This window comes from Streptomyces sp. NPDC059524 (assembly GCF_042749255.1).
GTDB lineage: Bacteria > Actinomycetota > Actinomycetes > Streptomycetales > Streptomycetaceae > Streptomyces > Streptomyces xanthii.
This window is the reverse complement of record NZ_JBHYTK010000050.1, coordinates 8,506-28,603: the sequence shown is the minus strand read 5'-3', so window position 1 is coordinate 28,603 and position 20,098 is coordinate 8,506. Positions and strand designations below refer to the sequence as shown.

Annotated in this window: 18 protein-coding genes and 6 tRNA genes; 10 read left to right on the top strand and 14 right to left on the bottom strand. The window is 73.8% G+C overall.

The features are described 5' to 3' along the window. Positions 1-58: 58 nt before the first annotated feature. Both ACFW9D_RS16575 and ACFW9D_RS16570 read right to left on the bottom strand, forming a co-directional pair. Positions 59-130: transfer RNA gene (locus ACFW9D_RS16575), tRNA-Val, on the bottom strand. Between the two features lie 63 nt (positions 131-193). After that, a complete protein-coding gene (locus ACFW9D_RS16570; RefSeq protein WP_188339982.1) occupies positions 194-637 on the bottom strand; it encodes a TIGR02611 family protein in 444 nt (147 codons plus the stop codon). A 190-nt stretch (positions 638-827) separates the two neighbouring features. On the opposite strand from ACFW9D_RS16570, the gene ACFW9D_RS16565 reads away from it, so the two are divergent. Both ACFW9D_RS16565 and ACFW9D_RS16560 read left to right on the top strand, forming a co-directional pair. Further along, a complete protein-coding gene (locus ACFW9D_RS16565) occupies positions 828-1,241 on the top strand; it encodes an SsgA family sporulation/cell division regulator (RefSeq protein WP_010351314.1) in 414 nt (137 codons plus the stop codon). A gap of 330 nt (positions 1,242-1,571) precedes the next feature. Further along, positions 1,572-2,171, top strand: coding sequence for a CGNR zinc finger domain-containing protein (locus tag ACFW9D_RS16560; protein WP_384622597.1), 600 nt, complete (start codon positions 1,572-1,574; stop codon positions 2,169-2,171). 20 nt (positions 2,172-2,191) lie between these two features. On the opposite strand, the gene ACFW9D_RS16555 is transcribed toward ACFW9D_RS16560, so the two are convergent. Beyond that, on the bottom strand, positions 2,192-2,389 hold the full coding sequence (locus ACFW9D_RS16555) for a hypothetical protein (RefSeq protein WP_188341800.1): 198 nt from the start codon (positions 2,387-2,389) through the stop codon (positions 2,192-2,194). 224 nt (positions 2,390-2,613) lie between these two features. Here ACFW9D_RS16555 and ACFW9D_RS16550 point away from each other — a divergent pair, with 224 nt between their 5' ends. Continuing rightward, a complete protein-coding gene (locus ACFW9D_RS16550) occupies positions 2,614-4,170 on the top strand; it encodes a DUF4874 domain-containing protein (protein WP_384622593.1) in 1,557 nt (518 codons plus the stop codon). Between the two features lie 54 nt (positions 4,171-4,224). Here ACFW9D_RS16550 and ACFW9D_RS16545 read toward each other — a convergent pair whose 3' ends face one another. After that, on the bottom strand, positions 4,225-4,677 hold the full coding sequence (locus ACFW9D_RS16545) for a hypothetical protein (protein WP_188339979.1): 453 nt from the start codon (positions 4,675-4,677) through the stop codon (positions 4,225-4,227). Between the two features lie 189 nt (positions 4,678-4,866). Here ACFW9D_RS16545 and ACFW9D_RS16540 point away from each other — a divergent pair, with 189 nt between their 5' ends. Further along, positions 4,867-5,370 carry a DsbA family protein gene (locus tag ACFW9D_RS16540; RefSeq protein ID WP_384622590.1) on the top strand — a complete coding sequence of 168 codons (504 nt, stop codon included), beginning with the start codon at positions 4,867-4,869 and terminating at the stop codon, positions 5,368-5,370. A gap of 3 nt (positions 5,371-5,373) precedes the next feature. Here the strand turns inward: ACFW9D_RS16540 and ACFW9D_RS16535 are convergent, their stop codons facing one another. From ACFW9D_RS16535 to ACFW9D_RS16525, 3 genes are all read right to left on the bottom strand, one after another. Further along, positions 5,374-6,198: a GNAT family N-acetyltransferase gene (locus ACFW9D_RS16535; RefSeq protein ID WP_384622587.1), complete on the bottom strand. Its 825-nt coding sequence runs from the start codon at positions 6,196-6,198 to the stop codon at positions 5,374-5,376. Between the two features lie 73 nt (positions 6,199-6,271). Continuing rightward, positions 6,272-7,093 (bottom strand): aminotransferase class IV, encoded by an 822-nt coding sequence (locus ACFW9D_RS16530; protein WP_188339977.1) that lies wholly within the window; start codon positions 7,091-7,093, stop codon positions 6,272-6,274. Between the two features lie 24 nt (positions 7,094-7,117). After that, entirely contained in the window at positions 7,118-8,182 is a 1,065-nt protein-coding gene (locus ACFW9D_RS16525; RefSeq protein ID WP_188339976.1) for a chorismate-binding protein, read from the bottom strand. Between the two features lie 167 nt (positions 8,183-8,349). Here ACFW9D_RS16525 and ACFW9D_RS16520 point away from each other — a divergent pair. From ACFW9D_RS16520 to ACFW9D_RS16500, 5 genes are all read left to right on the top strand, one after another. Further along, positions 8,350-8,422, top strand: a tRNA-Gly gene (locus tag ACFW9D_RS16520). A 38-nt stretch (positions 8,423-8,460) separates the two neighbouring features. Continuing rightward, a tRNA-Cys gene (locus tag ACFW9D_RS16515) sits at positions 8,461-8,534 on the top strand. Between the two features lies 1 nt (position 8,535). Continuing rightward, positions 8,536-8,607 (top strand) — tRNA-Val (locus ACFW9D_RS16510). Between the two features lie 38 nt (positions 8,608-8,645). Beyond that, positions 8,646-8,717: transfer RNA gene (locus ACFW9D_RS16505), tRNA-Val, on the top strand. Positions 8,718-8,779: 62 nt separating this feature from the next. After that, positions 8,780-8,854, top strand: a tRNA-Val gene (locus ACFW9D_RS16500). Between the two features lie 51 nt (positions 8,855-8,905). Here ACFW9D_RS16500 and ACFW9D_RS16495 read toward each other — a convergent pair. The 3 genes from ACFW9D_RS16495 to ACFW9D_RS16485 form a co-directional block, all read right to left on the bottom strand. Beyond that, on the bottom strand, positions 8,906-9,184 hold the full coding sequence (locus tag ACFW9D_RS16495; protein ID WP_188339975.1) for a zf-TFIIB domain-containing protein: 279 nt from the start codon (positions 9,182-9,184) through the stop codon (positions 8,906-8,908). A gap of 69 nt (positions 9,185-9,253) precedes the next feature. Then, positions 9,254-10,210 (bottom strand): phosphotransferase family protein, encoded by a 957-nt coding sequence (locus ACFW9D_RS16490; protein ID WP_384622583.1) that lies wholly within the window; start codon positions 10,208-10,210, stop codon positions 9,254-9,256. A 216-nt stretch (positions 10,211-10,426) separates the two neighbouring features. After that, positions 10,427-10,624 (bottom strand): hypothetical protein, encoded by a 198-nt coding sequence (locus ACFW9D_RS16485; protein WP_188339973.1) that lies wholly within the window; start codon positions 10,622-10,624, stop codon positions 10,427-10,429. Positions 10,625-11,222: 598 nt separating this feature from the next. Here ACFW9D_RS16485 and ACFW9D_RS16480 point away from each other — a divergent pair. Further along, a complete protein-coding gene (locus ACFW9D_RS16480) occupies positions 11,223-12,509 on the top strand; it encodes a serine/threonine-protein kinase (RefSeq protein WP_384622580.1) in 1,287 nt (428 codons plus the stop codon). A gap of 15 nt (positions 12,510-12,524) precedes the next feature. On the opposite strand, the gene ACFW9D_RS16475 is transcribed toward ACFW9D_RS16480, so the two are convergent. The 4 genes from ACFW9D_RS16475 to cbiE form a co-directional block, all read right to left on the bottom strand. Next, positions 12,525-13,352 carry an RNA methyltransferase gene (locus tag ACFW9D_RS16475; RefSeq protein WP_188339971.1) on the bottom strand — a complete coding sequence of 276 codons (828 nt, stop codon included), beginning with the start codon at positions 13,350-13,352 and terminating at the stop codon, positions 12,525-12,527. A 55-nt stretch (positions 13,353-13,407) separates the two neighbouring features. Further along, positions 13,408-14,637, bottom strand: a complete 1,230-nt coding sequence (gene cobA, locus ACFW9D_RS16470) for a uroporphyrinogen-III C-methyltransferase (RefSeq protein WP_188339970.1) — start codon at positions 14,635-14,637, stop codon at positions 13,408-13,410. A gap of 202 nt (positions 14,638-14,839) precedes the next feature. After that, positions 14,840-18,316, bottom strand: coding sequence for a nicotinate-nucleotide--dimethylbenzimidazole phosphoribosyltransferase (gene cobT / locus ACFW9D_RS16465; RefSeq protein ID WP_384622575.1), 3,477 nt, complete (start codon positions 18,314-18,316; stop codon positions 14,840-14,842). Between the two features lie 364 nt (positions 18,317-18,680). Continuing rightward, entirely contained in the window at positions 18,681-19,895 is a 1,215-nt protein-coding gene (gene cbiE / locus ACFW9D_RS16460; protein ID WP_384622573.1) for a precorrin-6y C5,15-methyltransferase (decarboxylating) subunit CbiE, read from the bottom strand. Between the last annotated feature and the right edge of the window lie 203 nt (positions 19,896-20,098).

Sequence of the window (20,098 nt, the reverse complement as noted above, 5' to 3'; positions counted from 1 at the left end):
TTGTTCTAAAACGCCGATGGCCCCGGTAACTGTTTGTATCCGGGGCCTTCGGTCCGGGTGGGCGATACTGGGTTCGAACCAGTGACCTCTTCGGTGTGAACGAAGCGCTCTCCCACTGAGCTAATCGCCCGGGCGCAGGAAGAACATTACCCCATGTCAGCGGGTGCCTGGGACCACCCCGCGCCGCCCCCGGTCACTGCTTGATGTTCCACGGCATCTCGAGGCCGAACTTCCACACGTAGATCCCGCCGAGCACCACGATGATCACCAGCCCGATGGTCGTCAGGATGATGTTCCGCCGGCGCACCTTGGGGTCCAGGGCGCGCTGCGCGGCCTCTGTGACCTTGCGCTTCGTCCAGCGCAGGACCAACTGCGCCCAGACGAACTCCGTCGCCCAGATCGCCATGCCGCCGAAGATCACGAGCCAGCCGGGTCCCGGCAGCGGCAGCATGATGATGCCCGCGACGACGACCGCGAGGCCGACGACGAAGACGCCGACCTGCCAGCTGAGGTGCAGGGCCCGGCGGGCCTGGACGAACTCCGGCGCCCGCGAGCCGAGAGGTTTCTCCTCGGCCTGGGACGCCTCTGTCTCGGCTCCGGCGGCTGCGTCGGCCGCCTCGTCACTCCCCGTATTCATGGTCCCAAACCTACCGGACCCGATCTCGTCACCGGAATGGCTGTTCCCGAACAAGAAAGACTCGGCCGTACGAGCTACGTAAAGACTCCCAAAACACTCAGAGGGGTTTACAACGGCATCGTAGGTGGCATGTCGATTTCGCCGACGTGCGAATCCCCGAGCGCACACTGAGCGAAAGGCCCTGGCGCTTATGAACACCACGGTCAGCTGCGAGCTGCACCTGCGCCTCGTTGTGTCGAGCGAGTCCTCACTGCCTGTACCCGCAGGACTGCGGTATGACACGGCCGATCCGTATGCCGTGCACGCCACCTTCCACACCGGAGCCGAGGAAACGGTCGAATGGGTGTTCGCCCGCGACCTCCTCGCCGAAGGCCTCCACCGGCCGACCGGCACCGGAGACGTCCGAGTCTGGCCGTCCCGCAGCCACGGTCAGGGCGTCGTCTGCATCGCCCTGAGCTCTCCGGAGGGCGAGGCTCTGCTCGAGGCCCCGGCGCGGGCCCTCGAGTCCTTCCTCAAGCGGACGGACGCCGCCGTGCCACCCGGCACGGAGCACCGCCATTTCGATCTCGACCAGGAGCTGTCGCACATCCTCGCGGAGAACTGAACCACCGCGGAAGAGGGCCCACGCCGACCAGGACCAGACCGGCGTGAGCAGTGCGAGAGCGTGCCGTGGCGTCCGACTCGGGGAGACGCCGCGGAACCGGACGGGACCCGCAGGACAACCGCATACGGCATACACCGGCGCCGGGGGGGGGGGGGGGGCCCCCCCGGCCCCGCCCCCGGGGGGGCGGGAGGGCACCCGCCGCGGCGCCGGTCTCCACCCCCCCCGCCCGCCGGCGCCGATGCGTTCCCTGGATCTCCCCGTGACCTTCAGGCGCTAGGCTCTGCCCGCATCGGCGGGCGCAGGCCCGACCTCCAGGCCAGGGAGCGAATCGTGCTGATCACCCACGACACCCGGTGCGCGCTCGACACCGTGGTCGCTCTGGTGAACACCGCACCGGACCGTGCACAGGACGGCGACACCGAGGGCGACTCCGGCGGCGCCACGACCCAGGACACCCTCGCGACCGTGCCCGCTCTGGCAGATTTCGTAGAAAAGTACGAAATCAGTGATGTGGGTGTGCTCTCTGAGGACGACCTGGCCGCGGTGCGTGCGGTGCGTGACCGGTTCGCGGAGGTGTTCGCGGCGCCGGATCCGCACAGCGCGGCGTCGTTGATCAACGAACTGGTGGCCGCGGCGGGCACCACGCCCCGGCTGACCGACCACGACGGCTACGACTGGCACGTGCACTACTTCGCGCCGGGCGCCTCGGTCGCCGACCACCTGGCGGCCGACTGCGGGATGGCCCTGGCGTTCTTCGTGGTCGCCGGGGAGCAGGAGCGACTGCGGCGCTGCGAGGCGCCGGACTGCCGGCACGCGTTCGTGGACCTGTCGCGCAACCGCTCGCGCCGCTACTGCGACAGCCGTACGTGCGGGAACCGGCTGCACGTCGCCGCGTACCGGGCCCGCCGCAAGGAAGCCGCCGCGGGCTGAGCCGGAGCGGGCGCCCGGGGTCACAGCAGCAGGAGATCGTGCAGCGCTGCCATCAGGAGCAGGCAGCCGATGACCCCGAGGAAGATCATCAGGGGCGGCTGGGAGAGCGCGAAGAGGCAGCCGCGCTGCGCTTCGGGGTTCCCGGGGGCGGGCGGCGGCAGGGCCGCCGGGCCCTTCTCTGCGGCCGGCTGGTCGTCCAGCCGTGGTGTGTCCAGCATCTCGCGGTGATGATGGCCCAGCCGGACCACCCCATGAGGGCAACACGCCCGGATGCGGGGGCGGTTCGCCTGATCCCGTGAGCCGAGCGGCCCGCCCGCGCGAAAAGTCCAGCGGCTCTCGTACGCGCGTCCATGGGCGCGGGCCCAGGAGCGGCCCCAGACTCGGTCGTCCGGCGCGGCCCGAGCCGTGCCGGTGACGTCCATCGCGTACGAGGGAGTACCGCATGTCGACAGCACAGGACGGCCGGGACGGGCGTGGGGCGGCGGGCGGATCCCCGTCCCGCAGACGGGTGTTGGGGGCGGGGGCCGGGGTGGCCGCGGGCCTGGTGGCGGGCGGGGCCGCGCAGCCGGCGGCGGCCGCGTCCGGCGGGTGGCGCACGGTCCCGCACCGCGGTCTGCGGCCCGACGATCCGGACGGGCGGGGCCCGTTGGCCAATCCGCGGCGCGGGTTCCGCTACGAGATGTCGTACAACGCCGTCGACCTGACGAGCCCCTGGGACAACGAGGCCGACCACTCCCCCGACGTCACGAAGACCCTGGAGACGCTGGAGCGCGAGTACGGTCCGGGGGCGAACCTGACCCAGCTGTACTTCTACCTCTGGGACTTCGCGACGCGGGAGATACCCCGCAGCGCGCTCGACAACATCGAGAGCGTGCTGCGCGGACTGCGCGCCAAGGGCTACGCGGCGGTGCTCCGCTTCGCGTACGACGACGGGGTGCGGGCGGGCCAGAAGTACACGGTGCAGGACATCCAGCGGCACATCGGGCAGCTCGCGCCGATCGTCGCGCGCAACAGCGATGTCGTGGCGGTGTGGCAGGCGGGGTTCCTGGGCGCCTGGGGCGAGTGGCACGGCAGTTACTACCAGCACGAGAACTATCCGGACGCGGTCACGGCGATCATGACCTCGCTGGTGGCGGCGCTGCCGCCGGGGATGCACACACAGGTCCGGTACGCCGAGAAGCGGGACATGATCACCAACCGGGCGATCCTGGACCGGGTCGGGTTCCACAACGACTACATCACCCTCGGCGAGGGGCTGTGGGACTACTACGTGCCGGACAACCCGGGCTGGCCCCGCTATCTGGAGGTCGGACCCACGCACGCGATGGACGGCGAGATGCCCTGGGACAAGGGGCAGAGCGCCGACCCGTACGCGTGGAGCACCGTGATCCCGGGCCTCGCCGCGGCGCGCCGGCTGCAGACGCTGCGCTGGGACAGCCTGTCGATCGTGCACAACGCGACGGTGACGGTGCCCGGCTGGAAGGCGGCCGCGCTGACGGAGGACCAGGTGCGGGACGCGCTGCTCCCGGTGTCGGACGGGTACTTCCGGGACCGCGACGGGCGGGCGGTGTCCCGTACGCAGTTCGAGTACCTGCGCGACCACCTCGGCTATCGGATCGAGGTGCGCCGGGCACGGACCTCGGTGCGCTCGGGCCGGCTGGAGGTGGAGGTGGATCTGGTGAACCGCGGGTTCGCGGCGCCGAAGGAGCCGCGCCCGGTGCGGCTCGTGCTGCTGGACGACGCGGGGCGGGTGGTGACGGAGACGGACAGCGGCGCGGACTGGCGCGGCTGGCAGCCGCAGGGCCGCTCCGAGACGGACGACGACCACACGGGTCCGGCGACGTACACGGTGCGCGGTTCGCTGCCGCTGGGCCGCGGGGCGACGCGGCTGGGGCTGGCGCTGCCCGATCCGCGCTTCCCGGGGCGGGGCCGGGCGGTGCGCTGCGCGAACGCGAGCGTGCGCTGGGTGAACGGGGTGAACGTGCTCGCGTCGCTCTGAGCCCGCCCCTCGCGCGGCAGGGGGTGAAGCACGGCGTCCGGCGGGGCCCTGACGTCAGATGCCGTGCTTCTTCAGGATGGCCTCGATGTCGCTGAAGTCCTCGCCCCCGGCGGCCGCGCCCTTCTTCGGCTGCTGCGGGGCGGCGGTCTGCGCGGGCCGGGCGGTCCCGCCGAGCGAGGGCGCGGACGCGGCGGGGGCGACGGCCTCGCGCCGCGCGGCCTCGGCGGCCTTGCGCTCCTTGCGGGTGCCGCCGGAGCGGCGCTCGATCGCGCGGGTGGTCATGAACAGCAGCCAGGCGCCGCCGAGCACGCCGAAACCGGCCCAGGCGGTCGGGCTGAAGGCGGTGTCCACGACCCATTCCACGGCGCCGGTCATCACCAGGCCCAGCGGGACCAGGGAGTAGGCGGCGAGCCGGGCGGCGGAGAGGAACCGCTTCCGGTACGCGGTGACCGCGGCGATGCCCAGGCCCGCCACGGCGACGGCGGAGCAGACGGTCTCGGCAATCATCCGGTCCTCCTGGGCTCGGGCGTGCTGGACGGCACCGGGGCGGTTTCGTCCCTTCCATCCTGCACCGCCGAGGCCCGTTCGGGCCACGGTGCGAGGCGACCTCGGGCAGATCTCCGGGTCATCTCGGGGTCGGGTCTCCTCCGCAGGTCCAGGTTGGGCGCGCGCGAGCACTCCTGGAAGACTGGCCGCATGAACGCCCCGAACCCCATCCTCGACGTGTGGTGCGAGCTCCAGTGCCCCGACTGCCGCACCGCCCTCGCCGACGTGCAGGCCCTGCGCGAGCGCTACGGCGACCGGCTCGACCTGCGCTTCCGGCACTTCCCGCTGGAGAAGCACAAGCACTCCTTCGCCGGCGCGCAGGCCGTCGAGGAGGCCTTCGAGCAGGGCAAGGGGTGGCCGTACGTGGAGGCGGTGCTCGGCCGGGTCGAGGAGTTCGACCGCCGGGGCGAGCCGTTCCTCGTCGAGGTGGCGGGTGAACTGGGCCTGGACGCCGAGGAGTTCGACACCGCCCTGATCGACGGCCGGCACATCCTGATCGTCGACGCCGACCAGGCCGAGGGCAAGGCCATCGGGGTGACCGGCACGCCGACCTACGTCATCGGCGGCGAGCGTCTCGACGGCGGCCAGAGCCAGGACGGGCTGCGGGCCCGGATCGAGGAGATCGCGGACCGGCTCCTGGCGGAGCGGGACTGACCCTCAGGCGAGCGGTTTGTACAGGTGGTACGAGGTCGCGCGGTAGCCGAGCGACTCGTACAGGCGCAGTGCCGGGGTGTTGCCCGCGAAGACGTTGAGTCCGATGCGGGCGGCTCCTTCGGCCAGCGCCTGGCCCTCGGCGAGGAGCATCAGGGACCGGCCGTGACCCTCGCCGCGCCGGTCGGCCGCCACCTCGACGTCGTAGACGAAGCAGTCGCCGTCGCGCCGGGCCACCCACAGGGTGCCGACGCGCTCCCCGTCGCGTTCCAGGACGGAGATCCGCACGCCGGGGGTGGCGGGGCCGTCGGGCAGGTTGAGGGCGTGGTCGCGCTCGGACTTGCGGTGGGCCTCGTCGTCCGGGACGCCGCGCTCGATCCAGGTCTGCGCGTAGTCCTCCATGGAGTGGGCGAGCCAGGGCTCGTACTCCGCGTCGGTCATCGGCCGTCCCGTGGTGCCCGCCGGGAGCGCGGGCGGGCTCGCGGGCAGCTCCTTGTCCATGCCGCGGTTGCGCTCGACGTATCCGAGGGCGGTCGCGAGACGGAGCAGGCCTGCCTCCTCGGCGGGGACGGAGGCCTCCAGGCGTACGCAGCCCCAGCCGCGCGCGACCTCCTCCGCGGCGAGCGCCGCGACGGTGCCGCGGCCGCGCCCCCGGTCCGGCTCGTCGATGCGCAGGTCGGTGATCTGCGCGACCGTCGGGCCGAAGACGGGGTGCGTGGCGAGGCGGAGCGTGCCGACGGGACGGCTGTTCACACACACCGCGTACCCGCGTGAGCGCTGTCCGTCGTCGGACTGCTGGAGCGGCTCGGTCGGCCGCAGGGTCGTCGTCATCACGGGTGTTCTACCCGCATGCGGACGGGGAGCGACAGCGGTTTTTCCGGTTGCGGCGCCGCTGCCGGGCCGGTCACGGGTCCAGGTCGTCGGCGGCGCGCTCGTCCCAGATCCGCATGGCCTTGGCGGTGACCGGTCCCGGGGCCTCGCCGAGGGCGCGGTCGTCGACACGGTGGACGGCCTGGATGTCGCGCAGGGACGAGGTCAGGAAGATCTCGTCGGCCTCGTTCAGGACGGCCAGCGGGAGGTCGGTCTCCTTGGCACCGGTCCAGTCGACGGCGAGGGCGCGGGTGATGCCGGCGAGGCAGCCGGAGGCGACGGGCGGGGTGTGGATCTCGCCGTCGAGGACGACGAACACGTTCGACCCCGTGCCTTCGCAGAGCTGTCCGACCGTGTTGGCGAACAGGGCTTCGGAGGCGCCGTGTTCGTGGGCGCGGGCCAGCGCGACGACGTTCTCCGCGTAGGAGGTGGTCTTGAGTCCGGCGAGCGCGCCGCGCTCGTTGCGCGTCCAGGGGACGGTGACCACGGAGGTGGTGTCCGGGCGCCGCTTGGTCTCGCCGAGTGCGACGACGAGGGTGGTCCCGCTCGTCCCGCGGTCCGAGCCGAGGGGCGAGAGGCCACCGGTGTACGTGATGCGCAGCCGGCCGAGCGGCATCGGGTTGGCCTCCAGGACGGCGGCGCAGGCGCGGCGGACCTCGTCGAGGTCGGGCTCGGGCAGGCCGAGGCCGCGGGCCGAGCGCGCGAGCCGGTCGAGGTGCCGGGTCAGGGCGAAGGGCCGGCCGTCGATCGTCTTGGCCGTCTCGAAGATGCCGTCGCCCACGGTCAGCCCGTGGTCGAAGACGGAGACGCGTGCCGCGTCGGTGTCCCGCAGCCCGCCGTCGAGCCAGATCTTCACGTGGTGCCTCCCAGTTGAACCGGACTAGCGGGCGTCCGCGCGTCCGTCGTGCCCGTCGTACCCGTGTGACGCTACCGCGAGCAGCCGGGACGCCTTCAGCTCGGTCTCCCGCCACTCGCCCTCGGGGTCGGAGCCCCAGGTGATGCCCGCGCCGGTGCCGAAACGCAGCCGGTCGCCCTCCGTGTCCCGGTCGATCCAGAACGTACGGATGCCGACGGCCAGTTCGCCGGTGCGCCGGTCGGCGTCGACCCAGCCGATGCCTCCGCAGTAGGGGCCGCGCGGGGCGGTCTCCAGGGCGTCGATGATCCGCAGGGCGCTGGACTTGGGGGCGCCGGTGACGGATCCGGGCGGGAAGGTGGCGTCGAACAGCTCGGGCCAGCCGGCGTCCTCGCGCAGTTCGCCGCGGACGGTGGAGACGAGGTGGACCAGGCCGGGGTGCTTCTCGACGACGCAGAGGTCGGGGACGGTGACGGTGCCGGTGGCGCAGACGCGGCCCAGGTCGTTGCGGACCAGGTCGACGATCATCACGTTCTCGGCGTAGTCCTTCTCCAGGAGGTCGGCCTCGGTGCGGCCGGTCCCCTTGATGGGTCCGGACTCCACGACGCGCCCGTCGCGGCGCAGGAACAGCTCGGGGGACGCGGTGGCGATCTCCACGCCGTGTCCGGGCAGCCGGATCGTGCCGGCGTAGGGGGCGGGGTTGCCGCGCGCGAGGAGCGCGGTGAGGGCGTCCACGTCGGCGTCGGCGGAGACGGGCGCGCTCAGGACGCGGCAGAGGTTGGCCTGGTAGACCTCGCCGGTCGCGATGTGGGCGCGGACGCGGCGCACGCCTTCCGTGTACGCGGCGTGGTCGAGGGAGGACGTCCAGTCCTCGGGGGCGGGGCCGTGCCAGGCGCCGGGGCGCGGGGCGGGCACCGGTTCCCTGCGGACCTGTCCGAAGCGGGCGCAGACGAGGCGCCCCTCGAAGTCGGCGGAGACCGCCCAGAACCCGGTGGAGTCCAGGGCGGCGGGGTCGCTGGTGACGTCGCGCAGGTCGGTGGCGACGAGCTCGCCGAAGCGGGCGAGCGGGGCAGATGAGGGGGAGCCGTGCACGCTTTCGAGTCTAGGTCGGGTGGCGGGACGGTGACCTGGGACGGAGCGTTCGGGGGCGCTCCGGTGACGGCAGCGCAGCACGCTGCGCAAACGCGTTTTGGACCTCCCCCGGGAATCCGCTAGAGTTCAACACGTCGCCGGGACGCGGAAGCGAAACGGAAAGACACGCGAACGTAGCTCAGTTGGTAGAGCGCAACCTTGCCAAGGTTGAGGTCGCCGGTTCGAACCCGGTCGTTCGCTCGGATGTGGGGGATCTTCCCGAACCCCCATAAGCTCCTGGTGGAGTGGCCGAGAGGCGAGGCAACGGCCTGCAAAGCCGTCTACACGGGTTCAAATCCCGTCTCCACCTCCATGCGCGATTAGCTCAGCGGGAGAGCGCTTCCCTGACACGGAAGAGGTCACTGGTTCAATCCCAGTATCGCGCACTGGATCTTCGGACTCCGGTTCGTATCTGATCCGTCCCGCGCGATTAGCTCAGCGGGAGAGCGCTTCCCTGACACGGAAGAGGTCACTGGTTCAATCCCAGTATCGCGCACGCAGTAACAGCACCACCTGGCAAAACCCCATGCGGCGCCTGATAGAGTCTGGCCCGTTCCCGCGCGATTAGCTCAGCGGGAGAGCGCTTCCCTGACACGGAAGAGGTCACTGGTTCAATCCCAGTATCGCGCACCAGCAAGAAGCCCCCGGTCCTCGGACCGGGGGCTTCTTCGTACTGCGGGCCGCTCAGGAGGAGAAGAGCATCCGGCCGAAGGAGCGGTGACCGTGGTGGCCGTGGTGACCGCCGTGGTGCGGGGCGCCCCAGGCGGGGGCCGGGGCGGCCGGGTAGGCCTGCGGGGCGGGCGGGGCCGGCGGGGCCTGCTGCTGCCACTGGGACTCGAGGCGGGTCAGCGACTCCAGCTCGCCGTAGTCCAGGAATATCCCGCGGCAACCGCTGCACTGCTCGATCTGGACGCCGTTGCGGTTGTAGGTGTGCATCGGTGCGTGACACTTCGGACACTGCATGCTCGGCTCAACTCCTCGCCGTTCGGTGTTGCTTCGCCGGAACACTTCCCGGCTTCCGTCCCCCGCACCCTACTTGGCGCCGTCCTCGCCCAACGGGGGCGGGAGCGAGACCATTCGGGCACAGGCGTCGATCACCGCCTCCTCCACCTCGTCGAGGTCACGGCCCGCCGCGACGGCCTTCGTCACGGCCAGGGCTGCCGTCTGGACGGTCAGGGCGCGGGCGGGGACGTCGAGCGCGGGCCAGGGATCTTCGACGGTCAGCTCCTTGGCCCCGCCCGCGCGTTGGTAGGCGGACAGGAAGCGGGTCCAGTCCTCGGCGGGCAGCAGGCCGCAGGCGAACCAGGCGGCGGGACGGGCCAGGTCCCAGGCGGGGTCGCCGGTGCCGAGGTCGTCGATGTCGATGAGGAGCCACTCCCCCGTGTCGGCCGGGTGGCGCACCAGCTGGCCGAGGTGGAGATCCCCGTGGCACAGGGTGCGGCCGTGCGGGCCGGGGGCCTCGGCGCGGGCCCAGGGCGGCAGGGTGCGCCAGGCGGCGAGGACGGGGGCGGCCGCGCGGTGGTCCGGGGCGCCGGCCAGGAGGCGGGCGACGGCGCGGGCCGCCTTCTCGGGGCCGCGCATCGGGGGCAGGCCGGCGGGGAACTCGTGGGCGGGGGTGGTGTGCAGCCGGGCCAGCAGGGTGGCGGCCGCTTCCCAGGGGGCGTGCTCGGGGTGCTCCGGGTCGACGGGGGCGCCGTGCGGCCAGAACGTGACGAGGCGGCCGTCCAGCGGCGCCGCGGCCGGGAGCAGGGGTGCGAGGAGTACGCCGTGGAGGGCGGGCGCGGCGGCGACGGCGAGCCGGAGCTCCAGCTCGGCGGCGTCGGTGCCGGGGGCGTGCGCCTTGGCGACGGTGTCGCCGTGCCGGACGACGGTGCCGTCGGGACGGTCGGCCAGGGTCCGCGCGCCGCAGACGCAGGCGATGCCCGCTGGGTGGGCCGCTCCGCGCGCCGCCGCTCGGAGCGCGGGAAGGATGGAGCTGGGCGTGGTCACTCGGATCCCCCGGAGGTGCGTGGTCTCGCGCCGAGCCTACGGCGCCGGGCGGTGTCCTCGGGTCCGGTGAGCCGGGGAAGCCGGGGAAAAGGTAATGCCGCGTGCAGCTCCCCAGCTGCACGCGGCATTGGTGCCGTCCGCCGCACCCCCGTCCCCACGGGGTTTCCTGGCCGGATGTCCCCGCCCGGACCGCTCTTCCGGGCCTGGGAGCGCCGCTCAGCGCCCCAGCATCACGCCCACGGACGACGCTTGTGTGACCACCGCGTCCCAGCCGCCGAAGACGACGACGAGAAGGGCCGCGAGAGGGAGGACCATGGCCGTGGCCACCAGCGGGTGACGGCGGCCCGCGGCGGGGCCCGCGGCCCGGCCGAACCGTGTGCGGAACGCTGTCGTCCGCGGTGCCGTGTGCGCCATGGTCCTCTCCCGGTCGAAATCTTGAGTTCTGGCTCGGTGGTGCTCGCAGCGGCGGGTGCCTGACCTCGGGGGACGAGTGCTGCACCCGCCGCTTGACCTCAAATCTACGGACGCCGCCCGTCCCGGGCGTCATGCCCTCGTACCGATTGCCGGGCCTCCCGGAGGATGAGCGCCCGGGCCCCGTGTACTCCCCTGGGTGGAGAAGGGGGCCTAGGTCTCGGGGTCTTCCCCGAGGGGACTTTCGGTCCGGCGGGTGACTTCCCTCACTTCCGCGCCGGTCCTGCGGGGCGCGGTCGGCGTTCCTTGATCCATCTCCGCCGCCCGGCACGCCACCGCCCGCTACCGGTGCGTACGGTGATCGACGGCCGCCGCCGGCCACGTGCGGTCGCCCCGCGTGGGCCCAATCCCCCTGCTCTTTACGCCCGTTGGCGGACGGAGCCCGGTCGTGGCCCGTGGACGCGCCGTTCCCTGACCGTCCTTCAAGTCCGCGGCCGGGCACTGACAATCGAATCCGGCGTGAGGGCGCGGCCTGAGCACACAGCAGGGCGGGGAAACGTAAGCTGTGGCTCGTCAGAGGGCGGACCGGGCAGCAGCGGGGATGAACATGGCGATGATGCGCCTGAGGCGCGAGGACCCGCGCGTCGTCGGCTCGTTCAGGCTTCACAGACGGCTCGGGGCCGGCGGGATGGGCGTCGTCTATCTCGGTTCCGACCGGCGGGGGCAGCGCGTCGCGCTCAAGGTGATCCGCCCCGACCTGGCCGAGGACCAGGAGTTCCGCTCGCGGTTCGCGCGCGAGGTGTCCGCCGCGCGGCGGATCCGCGGCGGCTGCACGGCGCGGCTCGTGGCCGCCGACCTCGAGGCCGACCGGCCGTGGTTCGCGACGCAGTACGTGCCCGGGCCCTCGCTGCACGACAAGGTCGCCGAGGAGGGCCCGATGGCGGCCGCGGACGTCGCCGCCGTCGGGGCCGCGCTGTCCGAGGGGCTCGTCGCGGTCCACGAGGCGGGGGTCGTGCACCGTGACCTCAAGCCGTCCAACATCCTGCTGTCCCCGAAGGGGCCGCGGATCATCGACTTCGGCATCGCGTGGGCGACCGGCGCCTCGACGCTGACCCACGTGGGCACCGCCGTGGGCTCCCCCGGCTTCCTCGCGCCGGAGCAGGTGCGCGGGGCCGCGGTGACGCCGGCGACCGACGTGTTCGCGCTGGGGGCGACGCTCGCGTACACGGCGATGGGCGACTCGCCCTTCGGGCACGGCAGTTCCGAGGTGATGCTGTACCGCGTCGTGCACGAGGAGGCGCAGCTGCACGGGGTGCCGGACGCGCTGGCGCCGCTGCTGCGCGCGTGCCTGGCGAAGGACCCCGAGGAGCGGCCGAGCACGCTGCAGCTGTCGCTGCGGCTGAAGGAGATCGCGGCCCGTGAGGCGCAGGGGCTCGGCGAGGCCCGGCCGCCGGCGCCGCGCACGGACCCGGACCGTCCGACGGGCCGGCTCACCGAGACGTACACGGAGCGCGTGGACCGCGGCGAGCGGACCACGCAGCGGCGCACCCAGCCGGGCACGCAGGGGCCGCGGACCGGGGGCGGCGGCCGGGGTCCGGCGCCGCGCTCGACGAACCCGCGCTCGGGCAGCCGCCCCGCGCCGCGCAGTGGCGCGGGACGGCCCGCGCCGCGGACGAACGGGACGGGCACCGGCAAGAAGCTGCGTCCGGCCAATCCTCGGCTGCTGCGTCAGCGGCTGTTCGTGTTCGTGGTGGTGACGCTGCTGGTGGCGCTGGCGATCGCGGCGGCCCAGGGCTGCCAGGGCCCCTCGCGCGGGCTCGGCGACGACCACCGGCCGGCCACCGGCCCGGCGAGCACCGCGCCCGACTCGCCTCGCCCGGCGAGCTGAGCCGGGGCCCCGGGCTCAGAGCTCGGGGCGTCCCGTGGCGACGGCGTAGAAGGCGACGGCCGCGGCCGCGCCCACGTTGAGCGAGTCGACGCCGTGGGCCATCGGAATGCGGACCCATTCGTCGGCGGCCATCAGGGCCTTGGTGGACAGTCCGTCGCCCTCGGCGCCGAGCATGAGCGCCACGCGGTCCATGCGGTGCGGGGCGACCTCGTCGAGTGACTTGGCCTGGTCGGCGGGGGTGAGCGCGAGGAGGTTGAAGCCGGCCTCGCGGACCGTCTCCAGCGACTTCGGCCAGGCCTCCAGGCGGGCGTACGGGACCGAGAAGACGGCGCCCATGGAGACCTTCACCGAGCGGCGGTACAGCGGGTCCGCGCAGTCCGGCGAGAGCAGGACGGCGTCCATGCCGAGGGCCGCGGCGGAGCGGAAGATCGCGCCGATGTTGGTGTGGTCGTTGACGGACTCCATGACGACGACCCGGCGGGCGGTGGTGAGGAGTTCGTCGGATGTGGGCAGCGGCTTGCGCTGCATCGAGGCGAGGGCGCCGCGGTGCACGTGGTAGCCCGTGACCTGTTCGGCCAGGTCGGGGGCGACCGCGTAGACCGGGGCGGGGACCTCGTCGATCACGTCGCGCATGACGTCGACCCACTTCGCGGACAGGAGCATCGAGCGCATCTCGTACCCGGCCAGCCTGGCGCGCCGGATGACCTTCTCGCCCTCGGCGATGAACAGGCCCTCCGCCGGCTCGCGCTTGCGGCGCAGCTCGACGTCGGTCAGGCCGGTGTAGTCGCGCAGGCGCGGGTCGTCGGGGTCCTCGATGGTGATGAGACCTCTGGGTTCTGCCACGGGTCGATACTGCCTTGTCCTGGGTGCGGTGCCAACGGCTCGGTACGAACTGACGTTACCGCGGGTTACGTACGGGGTTCTCGTGGACGACGGGGCCGATCACGATGACGGCCGGGGGCTTCACGCCCTCGGCGAGGACCGTCGCGCCGACGGTGGCGAGGGTGGCGTCCACGCGGCGCTGGGCGGCGGTGGTGCCCTCCTGGACCAGGGCGACGGGGGTCTCTGGGTCCTTGCCGTGGGCGACGAGCGCCTCGGCGATCTTGCCGATCTTGTCGACGCCCATCAGGATCACGAGGGTTCCGGTCAGCCGGGCCATCGCGGACCAGTCGACGAGGGAACGCTCGTCGTCCGGCGCGACATGGCCGCTGACCACGGTGAACTCGTGCGCGACCCCGCGGTGGGTGACCGGGATGCCGGCGGCGCCGGGCACCGAGATCGAGCTGGAGATGCCGGGGACGACGGTGACCGGGATGCCCTCGGCGGCGAGCGCCTGGGCCTCCTCCATGCCGCGCCCGAACACGAACGGGTCGCCGCCCTTGAGCCGGACCACGGCCTTGCCCTGCTTGGCGTGGTCGATCAGCGCCTGGTTGATCGCCTCCTGGCCCATCTGACGGCCGTACGGGATCTTCGCGGCGTCGATCACCTCGACGTGCGGCGGGAGTTCGTCGAGCAGGTCGCGGGGGCCGAGCCGGTCGGCGATGACGACATCGGCCTCGGCGAGCAGGCGGCGGCCGCGCACCGTGATCAGGTCGGGGTCGCCGGGCCCGCCGCCGACCAGGGCCACGCCCGGCTTGTGCTCGCGCTGGACCGAGACGGTGCCGTCGCGCAGGGCCTCGACGAGGGCGTCGCGGATGCCGGCGGTGCGGCGCGGGTCGCGGTCGGCGGCCTCGGCGGACAGGACCGCGACGGTGACGCCCTCGGTGCGGCCGGTGGCCGGGGTCCAGGCGGTGGCCGCCTCGGCGTCGTCGGAGCGGACGCACCACGTCCGGTTGGCCTCGGCCTCGGCGGAGGCCTCGTCGTTCGCGGCACGGTCGGCGGTGGCGATCAGCACGTACCAGGCGTCCGCCAGGTCGCCGTGCTCGTACCGGCGGCGGGTCCAGCTGATCTCGCCCGCGTCGGCCATCGCCTCGACGGAGGGGGTGGCCGAGGGGGAGATCAGGGTGATGTCCGCGCCCGCCGCGATCAGGGCGGGGAGCCGGCGCTGGGCGACCTGACCGCCGCCGATGACGATCGTCTTGCGGGCGGTCAGGCGGAGGCCTACGGGGTACGCGGGGTGCTGAGGCATGGCGGGCGGGCTCCTGGTGCGGCTGGGCTCTTGATCTGGGCTGCGTCGTCGGAGCCCTGTGACGTGCGCGTTCGGGGTTCGAGGTCAGCTTATGCCGGGGCCCCGCGAGGGCGCGTCCGGCACCGGTGGCTGCGCCCACCCGTCCTGCCGTGCGGGACGCCTGCCCACGAGCGGGGCGGGCAGGCGTCCCGTCGGCCGGTCTCTACTTCTCGGTGACGCCGGCCGAGTCGAAGGTGGCGACCTCGTGCATCGCGCGGGCCGCGCTCTGCACGATCGGGAGGGCGAGCAGCGCGCCCGTGCCCTCGCCGAGGCGGAGGTCGAGGTCGACCAGGGGGCGCAGGCCCAGCTTGTTGAGCGCGGCGACGTGGCCGGGCTCGGCGCTGCGGTGGCCGGCGATGCACGCGGCGAGCACCTCGGGCGCGATGGCCCGGGCGACCAGGGCGGCCGCACCGGCGCTCACGCCGTCGAGGATCACCGGCGTGCGCAGCGACGCGCCGCCCAGGAGCAGGCCGACGAGGGCCGCGTGCTCCAGGCCGCCGACCGCGGCGAGGACGCCGATGGGGTCCGCCGGGTCGGGCTGGTGCAGTTCGAGGGCGCGGCGCACGACCTCGACCTTGCGGGCGTGCGTCTCGTCGTTGATGCCGGTGCCGCGGCCGGTGACCTCGGCGGGGTCGGCCTCGGTGTAGACGGAGATCAGGGCGGCGGACGCGGTGGTGTTCGCGATGCCCATCTCGCCGGTCAGCAGCGCCTTGTTGCCCGCAGCGACCAGGTCGCGGGCGGTCTCGATGCCGACCTCGACGGCCGCCTTGACCTCCTCGCGGGTCAGGGCCGGGCCGGTCGTCATGTCCGAGGTGCCGGCGCGGACCTTGCGCGGCAACAGGCCGGGAGTGGCCGGGAGTTCGGAGGCGACGCCCACGTCGATGACGCAGACCTCGGCGCCGACCTGGTTCGCGAACGCGTTGCAGACCGCGCCGCCGCCCAGGAAGTTCGCGACCATCTGGCCGGTGACCTCCTGCGGCCAGGGGGTGACGCCCTGGGCGTGCACCCCGTGGTCGCCGGCGAAGATCGCGACGGCCGCGGGCTCCGGGATCGGCGGCGGGCACATCCGGGACAGGCCCGACAGCTGCGCGGAGATGATCTCCAGCATGCCGAGGGCGCCGGCCGGCTTGGTCATGCGCTTCTGCCGCTCCCAGGCCTCGCCGAGCGCCTTGGCGTCCAGCGGGCGGATGTTGGAGACGGTCTCGGCGAGCAGGTCGTGCGGGTCCTCGCCGGGCAGGGCCCGGCGCCCGTACGTCTCCTCGTGGACGACCCAGGACAGCGGGCGCCGCTTGGACCAGCCGGCCTGCATCAGCTCGGGCTCGGCCGGGAACTCGTCGACGTAGCCGACGCACAGGTACGCGACCACTTCGAGGTGCTCGGGCAGACCGAGCGTGCGGACCATCTCGCGCTCGTCGAAGAAGGAGACCCAGCCGACGCCGAGGCCCTCGGCGCGGGCGGCGAGCCACAGGTTCTCGACCGCGAGCGCGGACGAGTACGGGGCCATCTGCGGCTGGGTGTGCCGGCCGAGGGTGTGGCGGCCGCCGCGGGTCGGGTCGGCGGTGACCACGATGTTGACCGGGGTGTCGAGGATGGCCTCGATCTTCAGTTCCTTGAACTGCTTCGCGCGGCCCTTGGGCAGGGACTTGGCGTACGCGTCCCGCTGGCGCTCGGCGAGTTCGTGCATCGTGCGCCGGGTGTCGGCGGAGCGGATGACGACGAAGTCCCAGGGCTGCGAGTGGCCCACGGAGGGCGCCGTGTGGGCGGCCTCCAGGACACGCAGCAGCACCTCGTGCGGGATGGGGTCGCTGCGGAAGCCGTTGCGGATGTCGCGGCGCTCGCGCATGACGCGCAGCACGGCCTCGCGCTCGGCGTCGTCGTAGGCGGGGGCCGCGGGGCCGGCGAGCGTGGGCTCCGGCTCGGCGTCGCCCTCGGCGATGGGCAGGTCGTCGGCGGACTGGGCCGGCGCGGACTCCTCGTCGGCGGCGGCGCCGTCGCGCGGGGCCGGGACGGCCGCGGCGACGGGCTCCTCGACGGGGAGTTCGGCGGGCTGCTCCTCTGCGGCGGGCTCGGCGGGCTCCTGCGCCACGGGCTGCTCGGGCTCGGCGGCCTGCTGCTCCGGGCTCTGCGGCTCCTCGGCCGGCTCGGCCACGGGAGCCTCGGGGGCCTGCGCGACCGGCTGGGCCCCGTCCTGGGCCGGCTCGACGGCCTGCGGCTGCTGCGCGGGCTGCTCCTGGATCTGCGGGCCCTGGCCCTGCGGCTCCTGCGCCGGGGCCTCCTGGGGCTCGGCGGTCTGCGGCTCGGCGATCTGCTCCTGCTGCGCCTGTTCCGGCTGCCCGGGCTGGGCCTGCTCGGTCTGCGGGGCCTCGGCCACGGGCTCGACGACGAGCTCGGTGACCGGCTGCTGCGCGGGCGTCTCCGCCACGGCCTCGGCGACCGGCACTTCGGCGACCGGCGCCTCGGCGACGGGCTGATCGACGGCGGGCTGGTCACCCGCGGGCTGGTCGGCTGCCTGCTGCGGCTCGGCGACCGGCTGCTGCTCCCCGGCGTGCGGCTCGGCGGCCTGCTGCTCGGGAAGGGGCTGCTGTTCGGAGAGGGGCTGCTGTTCGGGGAGGGGCTGTTCGGCCACCTGCTGCTCGGGGAGCGACTGCTCGGCCACCGGCTGCTCCGGCGCGGGAGCGGCCTGTTCGGCGGCGGGGGCCGCCGGCTCGGCGACCGGCTGCTCACCGGCCGGCTCCGGCAGCGGCGGTACGACCATGGCCTGCGGCGGCGTCGGCGCCAGGTGCGGCGTGGTGGGCACCGAGCCCTCCACGGGCACGAACTGGCCCAGCGGCTGCTCACCGGCGAACTGCTGCGCACCCTGTGCGGCCTGCATGTCGGGCGCCCCGGCGTACGCGACGACCTGGTCCGGCTGCCCGGCGTACGCGCCGACCGGCTGCTGCTCGGGCACGGGCTGGAAGTCCTGGGCGGCGCCCGGCCCCTGAGGCTGCGGGAACTGTCCGGAGTGGTCGGCGTACTGCGCCGCGGCGGACTCCGGGACGACCGTTTCTGCGGCCGGGACGGGCATCCCGGTCGCCGGGTCGTACCCGGCCTGCTGCGGCTGCGTGCCGGCGGGCTGCCCCCACGGTGCGGCGCCCTGCGGCGGCACGTCGAGGTACTCGGGGCCGGTGGTGGGCGGCCCGGACTGGTGCATCGGCATGGCCTGCGGCGGCGTCTGCTGCGCGGGGCCGCGGTCGGCGAGGGAACGCACGGGGCCGGTACCGGTCTCGGGCACGGGCGGGCCCATGTGCAGCGGACGGCGCGGGCCGCCCTGACTCGGGGTCTGGACCTGGGCCTGGGCCTGGGCCTGCGGCATCTGCATCGCGCCGAGGTCGTGGTGACCGCTGTCGCGGCCGGCCATCTCGTGCGGGCCGGGCTCGTGCACGACGGCGGGGCCCGGCTGCTGCTGGTGCGGGGGCGTCGCGACCTGGGGCTGGCCCCAGGCGCCCTGGGAGCCCGGCATCAGGAGCAGTTCATCGTCCTCGGCGACGGCGTCGGCGGGATCGAGGTAGGTGTACGCGCCCGGGGCGGGAACGCCCGGCTGGTCCACCCCTCCCGCGTTCTCCGGCAGTCCTTCGCCCGGAACCTGACCGGTTTCGGTCATGCCTACCCCTCGCCCATCGTGAGAACTTACTGGCCGCCCCCGGCCGACCGCCGGAGATGCAACCCCCTTGACCGGAGCGGTGCGTCGTCCGCCCGTCCAGTAGAACGAGCGCACACGCCGCGCGGCACGAACCGACCCGGACAACAGGCATTGTCCCCGTCGGATCGCGGCCACGGTACGTAGTTCGACCATGGCTTTCTGTGGACTGCGCCACGTTGCGCGTCCTCCGGTCGGCGTCGTACCACAGGCGCCCCGGACATGGTGCGTTTCCGGGACCTTTCCGGAACATCGACCGACGGATCGTCAGGTGTCCTGGTGCGGTACAACGATCGGTCAGCCTACCGCGCGCGCCCGGCCGTCAGGGTCACGGGTGGCGATCCGGAAGGCGCCCGGACAGCAGGAACCCCACGGTCCGCTCCTTCTCCGTCCAGCGGCGAGTGTCCAGTTCGACGGATTGCAGGAGGGCGCACTCGACTTCGTAACCGTGCTCCGTCAGGTCCCTGCCGACGAGTTCGGCCGCGTCGCGTGTCGCCGCGTGGGTGACGATGCGGGCGGGGCGCCGGTCGGCGACCGCGGAGACGACCGCCGCTCCCCCGCCGCCGACCCGTACGACGTCGGGTTCGGGCAGGTCCTCCAGGACGTGCGGGGCGGTGCCGTGCACGATCTGGGCCTGGACGCCGAGGCGGCGGGTGGTGGCGAGGGTGCGGGCGCAGGCGTCGGGGTCGCTGTCGACGGCGATGACCGCGGCGCCGAAGCGGGCGGACTCGGCGGTGAAGGCGCCGCTGCCGCAGCCGATGTCCCAGACCAGGTCGCCGGTGCGCGGGCCCAGGCGGGCGAGTTGGGCGGCGCGCAGTTGTTCGGTCTCGCCCTCGCCGAAGGGGCCGGTGTACTCGGCGGCGGGCAGGGCCCAGCCGCGGGGCGCGGTGCCGGGCTCGCCGCCCGCGAGCCAGCCGCCGTTCTCGGGGGCGGCCGCGGCGGGGCCGCCGATGACGATGACGACGTTGGGGTCGCGCCAGGTGTGGTCGGCGGCCTTGTCGGAGGTGACGACGGTGACCTGTTCGCGGTCGGTGCCGAGTTCCTCGCAGATGACGAAGGTGCGGTGGACGCCTTCGAGGAGCAGGCCGAGTTCGGCGGGGCCCGCGCCGGGTGAGGTCAGTACGGCGACCTTCGTGTGGGCGCGGCACACGTTGACCGCGCGGCGCAGGGTGCGGCGGTGTGCGACGACCACCTTGGCGTCGTCCCAGGGCATGCCGGCGCGGGCGAAGGCCTGGGCGACGGCGGAGACGGCGGGGACGACCTCGACCTCGAGTCCGTACTCGGGGGCGCGCAGGGTGCGGACGACGCCGAAGAAGCCGGGGTCGCCGTCGGCGAGGACGACGGCGGTGCCGCGGTGGGCGGTGATGCGGCGCGCGGCGAGGGAGACGCTGCCGAGCCGGATCCGCTCCGTGGTGGGCGGGACCTCGGGCAGTGCCAGGTGGTGGGCGGCGCCGGCCACGAGGGTGGCGGCGCCGAGTGCGGAGCGGGCCGCCGCGGTCAGGGGCGAGCCGTCCCAGCCGATCACCGTGACCCGGTCGGCCATCGTCGTCTGTCTCCTGGGTGTGCGCGGGGGGTTGCGCCCGCGCGGGCGGCGCCGGGCATCGTGAGCGTACCCGGTGGTCGCCGGGCGGGCCCGGTCGGTGGGGGTGCCCCTGTCGTCGCCGACCGCGGGCCGGTGGGGCTTCTCGCGCAGTTCCCCGCGCCCCCGGGGGGTGGCCCCCCGGGGGGCGCCGCCGCGGGGGGGCG

Coding starts and splice junctions, on each gene's coding strand:
- ACFW9D_RS16570 (WP_188339982.1), bottom strand. CDS start 637: ATGAATACGGGGAGTGACGAGGCGGCCGACGCAGCCGCCGGAGCCGAG.
- ACFW9D_RS16565 (WP_010351314.1), top strand. CDS start 828: ATGAACACCACGGTCAGCTGCGAGCTGCACCTGCGCCTCGTTGTGTCG.
- ACFW9D_RS16555 (WP_188341800.1), bottom strand. CDS start 2,389: ATGCTGGACACACCACGGCTGGACGACCAGCCGGCCGCAGAGAAGGGC.
- ACFW9D_RS16550 (WP_384622593.1), top strand. CDS start 2,614: ATGTCGACAGCACAGGACGGCCGGGACGGGCGTGGGGCGGCGGGCGGA.
- ACFW9D_RS16545 (WP_188339979.1), bottom strand. CDS start 4,677: ATGATTGCCGAGACCGTCTGCTCCGCCGTCGCCGTGGCGGGCCTGGGC.
- ACFW9D_RS16540 (WP_384622590.1), top strand. CDS start 4,867: ATGAACGCCCCGAACCCCATCCTCGACGTGTGGTGCGAGCTCCAGTGC.
- ACFW9D_RS16535 (WP_384622587.1), bottom strand. CDS start 6,198: ATGACGACGACCCTGCGGCCGACCGAGCCGCTCCAGCAGTCCGACGAC.
- ACFW9D_RS16495 (WP_188339975.1), bottom strand. CDS start 9,184: ATGCAGTGTCCGAAGTGTCACGCACCGATGCACACCTACAACCGCAAC.
- ACFW9D_RS16485 (WP_188339973.1), bottom strand. CDS start 10,624: ATGGCGCACACGGCACCGCGGACGACAGCGTTCCGCACACGGTTCGGC.
- ACFW9D_RS16480 (WP_384622580.1), top strand. CDS start 11,223: ATGAACATGGCGATGATGCGCCTGAGGCGCGAGGACCCGCGCGTCGTC.
- cobA (WP_188339970.1), bottom strand. CDS start 14,637: ATGCCTCAGCACCCCGCGTACCCCGTAGGCCTCCGCCTGACCGCCCGC.
- cobT (WP_384622575.1), bottom strand. CDS start 18,316: ATGACCGAAACCGGTCAGGTTCCGGGCGAAGGACTGCCGGAGAACGCG.
- cbiE (WP_384622573.1), bottom strand. CDS start 19,895: ATGGCCGACCGGGTCACGGTGATCGGCTGGGACGGCTCGCCCCTGACC.